The organism is Paenibacillus sp. GD4, assembly GCF_030846225.1.
Classification (GTDB): Bacteria; Bacillota; Bacilli; order Paenibacillales; family NBRC-103111; genus Paenibacillus_G; species Paenibacillus_G silviterrae.
Genome location: NZ_JAVCYK010000001.1, coordinates 3,656,931 through 3,670,952 on the forward strand (window position 1 = coordinate 3,656,931; position 14,022 = coordinate 3,670,952).

The window sequence follows — 14,022 nt, forward strand, 5'->3', positions numbered from 1 at the left end:
GTGGCGTCATCCAGCCCAGTTTTATTGATAATTTAAATTTTCTTCAAAGCCCACACAAGCGCTCCCAGACAAAGGGGAATCCAGGCCCATAGGGCGTAATGAAGGGCAGACGACAGGGTGAACGCCTCGGCAAGAAAGCCGATCGCCGAGAAGGTGAGCATCATGCCGCCGGATACCATCATACTGAAGATGGACAGCATCGTCGCCCGGATCGGGGAGGGGACTTGCTCGTTCAAATAGGCATCCAGCAGCGGCTCCAAATAGCTGATAAAGACAGCCATCAGATAGAAGGCTGCGATCACCTCAACCGGATTGGAGCTCATCGTGAACAGCATGAAGCTCGCCGTAAATCCGAGGCCTGCTGCCACGAGCGATCCGGATTTCTTTATCTTCCGCTCTAGTACGAAGGCTGCTGCGGCTACCCCGGCCGACAGCCAGGTTTCCAGTCCGTTCAGCGTCCCTATGACGGTATTCGTCAAACCGATGGTCTGAAACACAACCTGACTGTAAAACGAGATCGACCATGACATCGAATACAGAACGGCTCCATATAGACAGAGGGAGAGGAAGGGAAGGTTGCTTAGCATGAATTGCCAGCTGATCTTCATTTGCCGGTAAAAGGTGAAGCTTGATGCACCGTATCCCAAGTTCTCCGCATTGCTGCAAGCCGGTTCCGTCATGATATAGACGGAGAGGAGGGTGAGGGAATGCAGGATCGTCTTACCGGCATAAACCCACGCCCAATCGATATCGGACAGGATACCGCCCGCAGTCCCGCTGATGCCCATCGTAACCAGCATGACCGCATACAGCTGTGAATTGAAGCGCTTGAAGCCTGCCTCCCTGCCGAGCGTCTTCAGGGTGTCGTAGATGAGGGCGCTATTGGCGCCCGACTGCAGTGTCCCCATCAGACCGCCGAGAATAAACCCGGCTACAATGGCCGCAGGCTCCTCCCCCCACAGCATCACGACAGCCGATGCTATGCCCCCTGCCTCCGCTGCCAGCAAGCTGACTCGTTTGCCGTACCGGTCCGCGATATAGCCGGTAGGCACCTCGAAAACTACTTTCATACAGTGATACAGCGTTTCCAGCAGGCCGATCTCGGCCAGGCTGAAGCCTTTGGCCAGCAGGAACAGCATCCAAATCCCGCGGTCCAAAATAAACGAATTGAGGAAGGTATATACATAAAACAACGGAACGTTTGTTTGAAGTCGATGGAACGACATGTCGGCTCATCCTTTTCTAAGACATAGTAAAAAACCATGGAGCAGCACTCCATGGCTTCAGGATGAGTAAGAGCATAGGAAAGGCTCCTAGCTTCTTCGTCCGACCGGCGCAAGGAAATGCTGATCCGTATGACCGCAAACAGACAGACTGATCCCGTTAGGCGCCAGTGCAAATTTGATCGTACGAACAAAGCAGATCAAAAAGCGGATCTTCTTCTGCATTTCCTTCACCTCTTTCGTTCATGTATTGTTACGGCTATTGTACTCGGTAGGATATGGAAGTGTCAATTTCAGTTTACATGCGGGCTTGTGTAAGATATGCTAGTATTTGGTAAATCTTGTTTCGGAGAGGGTGGGTCATTTGAAAAGTCCGATTCATCATCGTATAGACACGATCTTTGTTCATGTAACGGATTTGGAGGCATCTATCAAGTGGTATAGCAAGCTGATGGGAGTGGAGGTAAAGGAAGGGGATCGAAAGGGTCCTATCTATACATTCGCTATGGGCCCAGGTCGTCCGGGACTCACACTCGATAATCACAGTATGGATGACGGCTATCAACTTCTTCCATCCAATCAGCCACTGTTTAATTTGTCTACAGAGGACATTCATGCCGCTTATGAGCATGTGGTGGGCATGGGTGCTGAAATCGTAGAGGAAATCGAAACCTTTCCTGATCTTTCCTATTTTACCTTTAAGGATCCGGACGGGAATGTCTTGATGATTTGCGATTGCTTCAGTTAAAGAAGTGGCATACGTAAGGGGTGAATAGGATTAGAAGGATTCGAACGATAACCGACAGCGATGTTCAAGGCGGTCCGGCTACACTGCTGGAAGCCGTCTCCCGCTACGGCGCTAGAGGCGTGCTGGTGGACCGGTCCTTCCGTGTGGCTATGATGTACTTATCGAAGCTGGATCTGTACAAGCTGCCGGGCGGAGGGATCGAAGAGGGTGAGGAACAAGGAGCTGCATTCGTACGGGAAATACGGGAAGAAACCGGCTATGAAGCGGAGATTGTTCACGAGCTGGGATACATAGAAGAGCACAAGGGGCGGAACGACTTCCTGCACTACTCCTATTGCTTTGTAGCTAAGTCACATGAAGGGAGAGAGCAGGTTCAGCTGAGTGATAACGAAATCAAGCTCGGCATGACACCGGTGTGGATGCCACTTGAGGAAGCACTGGCCCTAATGAACGAAGCGCTGAGGAGCTGTGACGATTATTCCCTGAAGTTTATGCTGCTGCGCGATCTGACCATTCTACAGGTTTATAACGAATGGAAATCTAAGGAGGCAATCGTATGAAGGATCAATCGATAGCAGGGCGATTGCAAGCGCTTGGTCTTGTGCTGCCCGAGGCAAGTGAGCCTGCGGCAAGGTATGCGAACACGGTTATCGTGAACGGACTGATGTTTGTTTCTGGGAAGGGACCGGCGGGGAGGCCTAAGGGCAAGCTCGGCAGCGACTTCACAACGGAAGAAGGCTATCAGTATGCCAGACAGGCCGGTATCGAGGTACTGGCAGTCGTTCAAGCGGCCCTGGGCTCCCTCGAGAAGGTAAAGCGTGTGGTAAAGATTCAAGGCTTCGTGAATGCGGATCCGGCTTTTGAAGAGCACCATAAGGTGCTGAACGGCTGCTCTGATTTGATGCTGGATGTGTTCGGGGACAAGGGCATCCATGCACGCTCCGTTCTCGGCGTTGCTTCCGTTCGTGATAACCTGCCGATCATCGTCGATTCGATCTTTGAGGTGGAAGAGGAGTAGCGGACTTAGGGGGACTTATTCGGCAAGCTTGCAATTATTTCGGAGCAATAACGGATTTACAAGGAGCTATTTTGCTGAAAAAAGGCTTCAGACGGGAGGAATACGTAATGGCAACCCGTATTAGTCCCTGATAATCCGTTATTTGCGCTGGGACCACGTAATTTTTAGAAATAGGTCCTTGAAAGTCCGTTATACGAGCTGAGAAAAGCTGAGCACGCGTCTTCATAAGCTATCAGATCAGTACTACAGGCCCGTCCCGGTCGAGACGGGCTATGTTTATTTTCGAAGGCTGAGGGTAAAGGTATATTTTAAAGGAAATATACGGTCAACCGTTTTTTTTCTGCAACGAAAGAAGGCAAGGTAAGGCTAAGGCCCGGCAGGAGTTGAAGCTTTACCAAAAATGTTTGCTTCCAATGCCTCGGCGGGCAAGGGCTTGTTAAAATAGTAGCCCTGGGCCTGATCGCAGCCGTTTTCCTCAAGAAACTTCAGCTGCTGCTCGTTCTCCACGCCTTCAGCGATGACCAGGATCCCCAAACTGTGCGCCATGGTAATGATAGCCCTGACAATATCCTTGTCGTTCTGATCCATAAAAATATCGCGGACAAACGACCGGTCAATTTTTAACCGGTGGATGGGCAGTCGTTTCAGATAATGCAGCGAGCTGTACCCGGTGCCGAAATCGTCGATCGAGATCCGTACGCCAAGCGCGCGCATGCCCTCGATAATTTTCGATGAGACCTCCATGTCCATGGTCATGCTCTCCGTAATTTCCAGTTCAAGGAGCTCTGCCGGAAACATGGTTTCCTTTAAAATAGCGGAAATATTCTCGATCATATTGGCATTGTTGAACTGTTTCGGGGAAAGATTGACACTGATGATCATCGGCGGGAATCCTGCGTCGATCCATCGTTTTCCCTGTAAGCATGCGTTGCGGAGGACCCAATCTCCCATCGGAAGAATTAGCCCCGTTTCTTCCGCGACTGGAATAAACTCATTGGGCGGCACCAATCCGAGCTGCGGGTGCTGCCAGCGAATGAGCGCCTCCACACCGATGAATTGACGGGAGACAACATCAATTTGCGGCTGATAGTGAAGGGCAAACTCATCATGCTTCAGCGCTTTTCTCAACTGATTTTCAAAATAGAGCTTGCTTCCCGCTAAGCCGTCTGTATTGCTCTCGTAGACCCGGTAGGTATTTTTTCCTCTCTTCTTTGCCTGATACATGGCGGCATCCGCACATCGCATAAGGGCTTGAGCATCTTCTCCGTGCTCGGGATAAAAGCTGATCCCAATACTTGGCGTGATAAAAATTTCATGGTTCTCAATAACGAAGGGGGCGGATAGAGATTCAATAATATCCTCTGCAGCCGTAATCACATTCTCCCGCGAAGCGTTTTGGAAAAGAAGCACAAACTCGTCTCCCCCCTGCCTCGCAATCGTGTCTGCCTCCAAAGAGCAGGCTTTTAACCGTAAGGACACCTCCTGAAGGAGCAAGTCTCCGATACGATGTCCCAAAGAGTCGTTCACATATTTAAACCGGTCAAGGTCCAAAAACATAAGGGATGTTCTCTGTTGCAGCTTCAGATTGAACGACAGAATTTCTTCCAAAAGACGCCGATTGGCAAGCCCGGTTAACGGGTCGTGGTAAGCCAAGTGCCGGATCGTCTCCTCGTGGTTATGCCGCTGAACGGCCAGCTTGGCCAAGTGGCAGGCGCGTTTGACGAGCTTTACATCATCCTTGCCGGGCGTATGCTCATTTTTGAAATACGTTGTGAACGTGCCTAACACTTCATCGCCTTGTAAGATAGGCATACTCCAACAGGATCGAAAGCCGCACTGCAGGTAAAGATCGCGAAGCGGTTCCGCTTGGGAGTCTGACATGATATTCGAATGGATGACCGGTTGTTTATAATAAGCGGCACTCCCGCAAGAGCCTTGATCGGGTCCGATAGGAACACCTTTGTGATTAAGCTCGTAATCCGTGGGCAGGCTTGGGGAAGACACGAGAACCAGCTTGTTTTTTTCTTTGTTCAGCAGAAAAATGGAGCATTTAGCCTCAAGCTGCACGGATTCCGTCACAAGAACCAAAGTATCCAGCGTCTGCTGTAAAGGAGCAGATTTGGCTATCATCTCAAGTACTTGGTTCTGCCCGTCCATCATCTGGATGGCGCGTTTTTCCGCCGTGACATCTTTGGCAATCCCGATCACACCCTGAATTTCCCGGCCTGAAATTTTAGGGACGGCCGTCACTTCAAGGTGAACAAGAGATCCGTCTTTACGCCGGATATCCACCTCGATCTTATGAGGAGTTTGCTCCATAATGACCTTAGAGAAGCGATCCTTCACAAATTCCTTATACTCTATGCTGATAAGGTCCCAATACGTTAACGAAGCCAATTCATCTATGGAATACCCGGTTATTTGTTCCCCGGCAGGGTTCATATCCGTAAATCGGCCATGCAGGTTCAAAGCAAATACGGCATCCAGGCTGTATTGGTACAAGGATTCATAGTTGCGCTTGAATTGTTCCAGCCGGTGGGTTATGCGGTTCATTTCGGAAACATCTTTAATAATCCCGTAGATTCCGACAATCTCGCGATTAACAAAGATAGGGACATTTGTTACATGAAGGTCGATGCGATGCCCGGTTTTGTGATAAATAGCGCAATGATAAGACTGCTTGGAGCCCTGGAGCAGGTTATGGAAATGCTGCAGCGTTTCACCGCGCGTGTCGTCCGTCAGCAGCCGCTCAAATTGCATACCGATAAGCTCCTCAGCTGCATACCCGGACAAACGGGTAGCCATGTCATTTACTGACGTGAACCTGCCGTCCAAGGAAATGGAAACAATCGCATCCGGATTATGTACGAATAAGGAGCCATATTCTTGAGCCAACCGATTCTGTTCGGAAATATCGCGGATGATCGAGTAGATATACCGCTTTGCGCCGAGTGTTACCAGAATGGAATGAATATCAGCAAGTATGTATCGTCCGTCTTTGGAAATAAGGGTGGATTCGAATCGCATCCGGCCGGTTTGGCAGAACGACTCGTGCATCTCTTGAATGATCCTGGCATGGTCGGGAACGGAGAAATCCAGGCTAGTCATCGTAAGCAGTTCGGGGCGAGTATATCCGAAGAGCAGGCAGGCGGCATCGTTAGCCTCTACGATTTGTACCATCTGTCCGGATTCTGTGATTTCCGTTAAAAGGATAGCATCACTGGCACGGTAAAACAGCTCGGCGTATTTTTCCATGGTGAACCTCTTTCCTGAATCTTGTGCATACGCGAGACTTATTATACCTTATTTCGACAAAATTCGATACTGTTCATTTTGATTAAAATGGGAAATAGATCCTGACTAAATTGCCTGTAAACAGATATATAAACTACCTTGTTAACCCAATATCAAAAGAAGAGTGTACTTTGTTGGAACAATGGGAGGTTAGGCTGAATACTCCGAGGAAAAGCCGTTTGGATGTAAGGGTTGGCGTATTCCCTTAAGATGCATCCGATGAAACAATGCTCTTAAAGAGGGAGGATGAGGCGATGTACCGGATAAAGCGAGGCGGGAAAAATACAGTTGCCTTTTTTTCCGGAGGGGTTAAAGTTTGTTGCAAAAATGAAAAAGGCCGAAGAATCCCTCTCGTCAGGGTGCTCGGCCTTTCGTTTTATGGAATATTGCGAAGTCTCAGGTCGTCGGTAAACCATATACCGTAGCTGATCATGCCTAGCATAATGCTGCTTATGGCAGAGGATGAAGTCAATATGAACATAATGAGCAGCTGATACTTAACGGCCTCGACCGGGCTGCTACCGGCGATGATCATGCCTGTCATCATACCGGGGAGCTGTACTAGCCCGATCGTTTTCATCGTATCTACGGTTGGAATCATACTAAACGTAACGGAGCGTTTCAATACCTCCTGAATCGCTTGCCTTGCATTGGCTCCTAGTGCTAGCAAAGCTTCGATTTCCCCGCGTGAGGCGATAGTTTCACGCTTCATCTGGTTGATCAGCAGTCCGCATACGACCATGGAGCTGCCTATCGTAATCCCGCTTACAGGAATAATGTACTGCGGCTCGGGAGGGATAATATGGAGCCCAAGCAATAAAGCCATGGTAATGGTCTCTGTAAAAAGCAAGGTAACGGCTATGCGCCAAAACACCCCTCGAAGGGATTTGGCACGTCCGGCGGCATTTACGGAGGCGATGCCGACCATAAGGACCACCATCGTGAGAATCAATGCCGGATGATTGGTGTTAAATACATACTGCAGCACATACCCGACAAAGAGAAGCTGAAGGGTGGAACGGACGGTTCCGATGAACAAATCCCTCTCCAGTCCTAGCTTCTGCCATTTCGAGAGAAGAATGGCTATGCCGATAAAAGCAAGCGTGCTTAGTAGGGCCAGTGCGCTCATGTTGCGCCTCCGTGGTCTGTAGACATATGCAGAAACCTCTTTCCCGTTTCCGTGATGGGTGCCGTAAAGAAGGAGGAGCTGTCCCGATCCTCCAACAGCGTGCCTTCCCCCATAAACCAAACCCGGCTGCTCACGCGCCTAGCCTGTTCCAGCTCATGAGTAACCCAGATGATCGTGGTACCCAGCCGTCGATGCCAATCCAACAGCAAATCTTCAACAAGCTGCTTGCTGGCGGCGTCCAAGGCGGAGGTGACTTCATCCAGAAGAAGAACCTCAGGTTGCACTAGCATGCTGCGGACGAGCGCTAACCTTTGTTTTTCCCCTCCGGATAAATGCTCGGCGTTCTTCGACCATTCGAGTTGACCCAGTCCCACACGGTTTATTAATTCCTCGGCAAGCGAACGATCGAAAGCCGATTGTCGCAGCTTGCTGACTATCCTTACATTATCTTCTATGCTCCCCGGCAGCATGAAGGCGTGTTGTCCTACATAGCAAACCCTTGTACGCCAAATGCGGGGTTCCCACGCTTCGACCGTTTTTCCCTGGAAGGTCATTGTCCCTTGATCAGGTCTGTCCAGCGAGCTGAGAATGCGAAGAAGGGTGCTCTTCCCTTGGCCGGATGCACCTAATAGAGCAATGATTTCCGGCCTATCTATGCTGCTAGTGACATGTGAAAATAAGAAGGAGCCGGTTTGATCTGGATGCTCCTTTGCCAGGTCGTTCATTTCAAGGATGTGAGTCATGGATGATCTCCTTCAATGAGAATCATTATCAGAACTACATTACCAAGCGGGGAATGGTCTGTCAATGATGGAAGGAGTTGAATCCAGTTTCAAAGCGATGTGCGGAGAAGGTAAAGAAAGAGCTGTTCCTCCGAGTGGAAGAAGCTCTTCTTGTTGAAGCATTAGCAATCGCGGTTTTAAATGTGAGGGGTCCTACTTGTGAAAAGGGCAATACTTACGCATCAGCTCTGCCGTTTCCTCATCCTGTGGCGCTCCTCTTTCGGCTAAGCCGTTCAAAACTTGATCCCGCCGGGCTTCGTTCAGATTTTGTCCGAACTTAAATTTGGCGGTCAGCCCCTGAACCTCGATCTTCACCACGGAAACCGCCTTCAGCTCGCCCGTATATTTCGGATCCTCCGGAGTGATCGGAGCGTGCCCGCCTTCCGGCTGAAGCTTATGCATGAGCGCCGTCAGGACTTCGGCCTTTTCCTGCAGATCCTCAACCGGCGCCGCCTCGCCCCGTATGTGCACCGACTTGAAAAAGGCGGTTGCGGGACAAGCATTGTAAGAGTCCGTGAAGTAGGAGGGAATGATGGCGAACTCTTTGGCCACGGAGAAGCTGACCTTCCCGGAAGCGGCAATCTCGTCCATCTTGGCCCCGCGCTTCGAGCCGTGAAAATAGATGTTTCCCTTGTGGTAAACATAGTTAAGCGGTGTCACGTGCGGCCAGCCGTCTGCGCCGGAGGATGCCAGATGGCCGAAGGACATTTCATTAAGAAATTCGTCAATCTCCTGCTGTTCCTGGATCGAAAACTCTTTTCTTCTCATAGACCGGATACCTCCTCGTTTTTCTTTCCATCTTACGAGGAAGGGTGGTGTGAGAAAAGGTCCATTTTGGGCCGTTTTGATTAGACCAATCTGTACCGTTAGGTTACAACGAAATTAATAGCATATCCTCCGCCAGCCGTACCTTCTCCGCGCCTTGCACTTGATTCCGGTATTGCTCCAGCACCTCTAGATAAGGCTCATCGTCCGTCAAGTGAACGCAGTAAACCTGACCGATTCGCTCCACCGGACAGTACCGTATGACATCCTCCAGGCTGGTATGACTGGTCATAACGCCCCGCGCCTTCGTGGCCTCGTGGATCAGCAGATCGATGCGGGGCTCCTGAACGATGCGCTCGTTCGGTCGTGTGTCGGCGGAATAGATCATAACCTTTCCTTCGGCCGTGACCGCCTTTATACCTACTGTCGGAATGGCATGGAGGCTGGGGAAGGTGGAAAGCTCCAAGCCGCTCTCGTGCAGGAGCACGTTCTCCTTCTCCCAATCGAAGGTCTCTATGCGAAGCTCGAAGCCGATAGGCCAGGATTCAACCTGATATGCCTTCAAAATCGCTCTCAGCTGCTCCCCGCCTGCCGATGAGCAATGAATCGTAAGCGCAGCTCTTCGGCCGCCGACCCACATGCCCCACAGCAGCGATGCCAGCCCGTACATATGATCCGTATGCATATGGGTAAGGATGACGCCTTGGATATGATCCAAAGGCGTGCGGCTTTGCTTCAATTTGCCCAGCGGATTGCCGCCCACGTCGATGAGCCAGCGGGCTTCACCGCTCCGAAGGAGCAGATAGGTGTTGTCCCGCTCGATACTGCCGGCTGCGCTAGCCGTCCCCATGAAGATGATTTCCATCGCGTGAATCTCCTTTTCTTTCCTAAACAGGCCGTAAACAGCAAAAAAGCCCCAACTGCATCCTGAATAGACGCTAGTTGTAGGCTTCTCCGTGTCTCTGCCCGTAGATAGTGATTTATATCACTTTACCTTGTTTCAGCATTTATTGCAAGGGTTTTCATGAATCTTTACACAATCTAAATAAACCGTTGACAAATAGCTTGTCCCCATCCTATAATTCAAACCAATACGAAAACGGTATTAGGTTGAGTACACAGGAGAAACCCTTATCCGTAATCATATCCTTCCTCGGGGGAGGTGTGTTTACTTTGGATGAGGGTTTTTCGCATTTTACAGAAGAAACGAGGCAAAGAGCATGAAGGGTTACATTTTTGATTTGGATGGCACCGTATACTTGGGTGAGCGTATGATTGAGGGCGCCGCCGAAGCGATCCGCAGCTTAAGAGACCGAGGCGACAAGGTGGTGTTTCTATCCAATAAGCCAATCGCTCCGAGAAGCTCCTATGCGGAGAAGCTGACCAAGATGGGGATCCCCACTTCCATTGATGATGTTCTTAACTCGTCGCTGATCGTTGCGAGATACCTGCAAAAGCACGTCCAGCCGGGGCAGCAGGTGTACGTGGTAGGGGAGCAGCCGATCATCGATGAGCTGCAGGCTCACGGAATTCCGTTAACGACCGATGGAACGAACCCGGATTACGTTGTTCTCTCGTGGGACCGGCAGTTCCATTACGATACCTTGAACCTAGTGTTCCAGGCGGCACTGCGCGGAGCCAAAATCATCGCTTCCAACCCGGACTCCACTTGTCCGCTGGAGGACGGTCAGCTGCCCGATACAGGAACCTTCATCGCGGCGCTCGAAGCGGCGACAGGCAGGCCGATCGATCTTGTGGTAGGCAAGCCGTCTCTCATTGCTGCTGAAGCTGCGGTTGAGCATCTCGGCCTTCAGGCGGAGCATTGTTACATGATCGGCGACCGGCTGGAAACCGATATTAAGATGGGCAATGACGCGGGAATGTCCTCGGTGCTGGTACTCACAGGAGTAGGCACGAAGGAAATGGCGGAGCGGGTTCCGTATCGACCGAGGCATATTATTTCCAGTATCAAAGAGGTTGTCGCCTTGTGAAGACGACGTGGTATAATGGATCTCAACTGCAACTGTAATGACCAGGGGGGACCATAATGTATCCGATCGTTGACATGGTAGATCACCAAACGATAGCCGCTTTACAAAAGGAAGACGAAATGGAGCTGGCGCTCCAGAGCCCAGTGAATGTGATTTTTCTTCTGACCGGCTCGATCTTCAACATTACTGATTTGGTTAGCCGGGTGAAGGCGTCAGGCAAGCATGTCTTCATTCATATGGAATTTATTGAAGGGATCGCAGCCGACCGGAGCGGCGTAGCTTATGTTGCGAAGCACGTGCAGCCGACCGGAATTATTTCGACCAAGAGCAATTTGGTCCGCGTTGCGAAGGAGCAAGGACTGATGGCGATCCAGCGGATCTTCCTGATTGACCGTAATGCGGTAACGCGCGGGATCAAATCAGTGGAACAGAGCATGCCCGATGCGATTGAGGTCATGCCGGGCATCATGCCGCGGATCATTCGGGAGATGACGCATATGACGCCGCTTCCGATCATTGCCGGAGGGCTGGTAGGGAATCAGGAAGAAATCGATGAAGCACTTAAAGCGGGTGCACTTGCGGTGTCCGCAGGTACCTCGACATTATGGTAACTTAATAAGGAGGTGAGGTTTTGGAAGACAGCGTGTGGCATATTAACCACTTCGATCTCACCATCCGCATGCTTTTGGCTGCAGGTCTCGGCGGTCTCATCGGACTTGAGCGGGAATGGAGCAATCATGCGGCGGGCTTCCGAACTCACATACTCGTATGTATCGGCTCGGCTGCAATTATGCTGCTGTCCATATACGGTTTCGGAGAATTTGCGAATGAATACAATGTACGGATGGACCCGGCACGTCTCGCGGCGCAGGTCATCAGCGGGATCGGCTTCCTCGGCGCCGGCGCGATTATGCGAACAGGCTCAACGGTGTCCGGGCTTACGACGGCCGCTTCCATCTGGGTCGTCGCCGCCATCGGATTGTGCGTAGGCGCAGGCTTCTTTTACGGAGCTGGGCTTGTAACCGTTCTCGTATTGTTGAGCTTATTCGTGCTTAACAAATGGGAAAGGTACCTGATGCGCAATCGCAGGAACCAGGAGATTGTCATTCATATCTATGATAGGCCGGGTGTACTGGGCAAAATCGCGACGATGTTCGGTGAGCAGGGCATTCAAATCGTCAATGTCAAAATGAAGCTCGATGAGACTCATGAAAAAGACGTCAACCCGATCATGGAGCTGCGCTTCAGCGTCAAATCCACCAAGAACGGCAACATGATGAAAGCGATCGAGAACATTTCGTTATCGGGTGAGATCATCTCCCTTGATTCAGGATCGTTGCAGGCGGGAAGGGCGACGTCCGGACAAGGGGCAGCCATGTAATTTCAAATGTTAAGATAATATGTTAAGGAATGACAAAAAATCACATTTTACGTTGTAATCTTACAATATTAATGATATATTAATATATTTGATCATTGACAATCGACAAGATTTGTGTGATAATAGTCACAGAGAAAGCGCTTTAATCATATGAATTACTGGATAATATGTCGTCGGGTTTGGAGACCACTGAGATAACCCAAGGACAACGATCCGGTACGCCATGTCGTGCGTACCGCATTCGTTGTCTTTGGTATGCCAGTGGTCTCTTCATCTTTCGGCTTATCACATTCTTTTTATTCCAGAAAGGGGACAATAAGGGACATGAAGATGAAAAAATGGTTGGCACCCGTCGTATTGACAGCAGTAGCGGCAGCTTCGATTACAGGCTGCGGAGCAGGCACAGAGGAATCCTCCGGCGGAACCCCGTTGAAGGACGCGAAAGCGGCTGCAGAGGACACGACTCCGGTTACGATCCAGTACTGGCACTCCCATGCGGAAGCACAAATGCCTGGTCTGAACTACATGCTTGAGGAATTCGCGAAGAAGTATCCTTACATTAAAGTAGAACCAGTATTCCAAGGCGCCTATACGGATCTCCACAAGAAGCTTCAGGCAGCCGTTGCGGCGAACGATGTTCCTGCCGTAACCAATGTAGAGGTTTCTGCCTTGCCTAACTTTGCTGACAGCGGTGTGTTTGCCGACTTGGGTCCTTTCATCAAGCGTGACAATATCGACATGAACGATTTCTCCAAGGGGATGCTCGCAGCTTATGCATTTAACAACAAGCAATACGGCTTCCCTCTGATCGTAAGTACAAGCGTTTTCGTGTATAACAAGACCATGCTCGATAAGCTGGGTGTGAAACCTCCGCAAACTTGGGCGGAAATCGATGAATTTAACAAGAAGGTCACTGTGAAGGAAGGCGGACAAACTTCCCGTTATGCCTTCTCCGTTCCGGGCTGGGATACTTGGTACTATGATCCATGGATTTCCAACGGTGGCGGCTCCATTCTGACCGAGGATAAGAAGGCGGCGGCGTTCGATAAGCCGGAAAGCCTGCGCTGGGCGCAAAATTTCAAGAAGTGGATGGACGAAGGCTCCATGCATATGGGCTATGGCAAGGGCGCTTCCGACAACATGAGACAAATGTTCCTTCAAGAGAAGGTTGCGATGGTTCAGCATACGTCCGCTGTATTGAAGACGTATCTGGAAAACGCAAAGTTTGAAGTGGGCGTCTCCTTCATCCCAGGCGATAAGAAGAGAGAATCTCACATTGGCGGCGCGGGAATTGTTATGATGGATAAGGCGCCGGAGAACCAGAAGGAAGCGGCTTGGAAGTTCGTGAAGTTCATGACCTCCGCTGAGCACAACATCAAGTGGGCGGAAGGCACAGGCTACCTGCCGACGCACAAGTCCGTCGTAACCTCCGAGCAAGGCAAGGCGTACTTCACAAAACTGCCGCAATACAAAGCGGTATTCGATAACTTTGATAACGTAGCTCCTCGTCTGCAGCATCCGGGCTACCCTGAGTTCAGCAAGATTTACATGGAAGTTGTAGGTAAAATGGTTCTTGAGAACGCTGACCCTACACCGCTGCTGAAGGATTCCGTGAAGAAAATCAACGAAGTGCTGGCTGATTATAAATAAGCAAATCTGTCTGTCATTCCATGAGATGTAGGCGATTCGTT

14 protein-coding genes are annotated in these 14,022 nt (G+C 50.4%); 7 read left to right on the forward strand and 7 right to left on the reverse strand.

Annotation, left to right across the window (positions count from 1 at the left end):
* Nucleotides 1–32: 32 nt before the first annotated feature.
* Both RAC89_RS17725 and RAC89_RS17730 read right to left on the reverse strand, forming a co-directional pair.
* Nucleotides 33–1,226 (reverse strand): MFS transporter, encoded by a 1,194-nt coding sequence (locus RAC89_RS17725; protein ID WP_306615049.1) that lies wholly within the window; start codon nt 1,224–1,226, stop codon nt 33–35.
* An 87-nt stretch (nt 1,227–1,313) separates the two neighbouring features.
* Nucleotides 1,314–1,448, reverse strand: a complete 135-nt coding sequence (locus RAC89_RS17730; protein ID WP_306615050.1) for a hypothetical protein — start codon at nt 1,446–1,448, stop codon at nt 1,314–1,316.
* 130 nt (nt 1,449–1,578) lie between these two features.
* On the opposite strand from RAC89_RS17730, the gene RAC89_RS17735 reads away from it, so the two are divergent.
* From RAC89_RS17735 to RAC89_RS17745, 3 genes are read left to right on the forward strand one after another with little or no spacing between them, the layout of a single operon-like run.
* Nucleotides 1,579–1,971: a VOC family protein gene (locus RAC89_RS17735; RefSeq protein ID WP_306615051.1), complete on the forward strand. Its 393-nt coding sequence runs from the start codon at nt 1,579–1,581 to the stop codon at nt 1,969–1,971.
* A 20-nt stretch (nt 1,972–1,991) separates the two neighbouring features.
* Nucleotides 1,992–2,531, forward strand: coding sequence for an NUDIX hydrolase (locus RAC89_RS17740; protein ID WP_306615053.1), 540 nt, complete (start codon nt 1,992–1,994; stop codon nt 2,529–2,531).
* Nucleotides 2,528–2,989 (forward strand): RidA family protein, encoded by a 462-nt coding sequence (locus RAC89_RS17745; protein WP_306615054.1) that lies wholly within the window; start codon nt 2,528–2,530, stop codon nt 2,987–2,989. The genes RAC89_RS17740 and RAC89_RS17745 overlap by 4 nt, the downstream gene beginning before the upstream one ends.
* 366 nt (nt 2,990–3,355) lie before the next feature.
* Here the strand turns inward: RAC89_RS17745 and RAC89_RS17750 are convergent, their stop codons facing one another.
* The 5 genes from RAC89_RS17750 to RAC89_RS17770 all read right to left on the reverse strand — a co-directional run bounded on the left by RAC89_RS17750 (nt 3,356) and on the right by RAC89_RS17770 (nt 9,824).
* The gene (locus RAC89_RS17750) at nt 3,356–6,244 is read right to left on the reverse strand and encodes an EAL domain-containing protein (protein WP_306615055.1); all 2,889 of its coding nucleotides are present in this window, start codon (nt 6,242–6,244) and stop codon (nt 3,356–3,358) included.
* Nucleotides 6,245–6,659: 415 nt separating this feature from the next.
* Nucleotides 6,660–7,412 (reverse strand): ABC transporter permease, encoded by a 753-nt coding sequence (locus RAC89_RS17755; RefSeq protein ID WP_306615057.1) that lies wholly within the window; start codon nt 7,410–7,412, stop codon nt 6,660–6,662.
* Nucleotides 7,409–8,155 carry an ABC transporter ATP-binding protein gene (locus tag RAC89_RS17760; RefSeq protein WP_306615059.1) on the reverse strand — a complete coding sequence of 249 codons (747 nt, stop codon included), beginning with the start codon at nt 8,153–8,155 and terminating at the stop codon, nt 7,409–7,411. The genes RAC89_RS17755 and RAC89_RS17760 overlap by 4 nt, the downstream gene beginning before the upstream one ends.
* Before the next feature lie 192 nt (nt 8,156–8,347).
* The gene (locus RAC89_RS17765) at nt 8,348–8,962 is read right to left on the reverse strand and encodes a pyridoxamine 5'-phosphate oxidase family protein (protein WP_306615060.1); all 615 of its coding nucleotides are present in this window, start codon (nt 8,960–8,962) and stop codon (nt 8,348–8,350) included.
* A gap of 103 nt (nt 8,963–9,065) precedes the next feature.
* Nucleotides 9,066–9,824, reverse strand: coding sequence for an MBL fold metallo-hydrolase (locus RAC89_RS17770; RefSeq protein ID WP_306615062.1), 759 nt, complete (start codon nt 9,822–9,824; stop codon nt 9,066–9,068).
* A gap of 355 nt (nt 9,825–10,179) precedes the next feature.
* Between RAC89_RS17770 and RAC89_RS17775 the strand changes: the two genes are divergently transcribed.
* The 4 genes from RAC89_RS17775 to RAC89_RS17790 all read left to right on the forward strand — a co-directional run bounded on the left by RAC89_RS17775 (nt 10,180) and on the right by RAC89_RS17790 (nt 13,981).
* Nucleotides 10,180–10,950 carry an HAD-IIA family hydrolase gene (locus RAC89_RS17775; protein WP_306615063.1) on the forward strand — a complete coding sequence of 257 codons (771 nt, stop codon included), beginning with the start codon at nt 10,180–10,182 and terminating at the stop codon, nt 10,948–10,950.
* 56 nt (nt 10,951–11,006) lie between these two features.
* Entirely contained in the window at nt 11,007–11,561 is a 555-nt protein-coding gene (locus RAC89_RS17780) for a glycerol-3-phosphate responsive antiterminator (RefSeq protein WP_284644784.1), read from the forward strand.
* 68 nt (nt 11,562–11,629) lie between these two features.
* Nucleotides 11,630–12,331 (forward strand): MgtC/SapB family protein, encoded by a 702-nt coding sequence (locus RAC89_RS17785; protein WP_284645020.1) that lies wholly within the window; start codon nt 11,630–11,632, stop codon nt 12,329–12,331.
* 324 nt (nt 12,332–12,655) lie between these two features.
* Complete coding sequence (locus RAC89_RS17790; protein ID WP_306615066.1) at nt 12,656–13,981, forward strand: ABC transporter substrate-binding protein; 1,326 nt, start codon at nt 12,656–12,658, stop codon at nt 13,979–13,981.
* Nucleotides 13,982–14,022 lie beyond the last annotated feature (41 nt).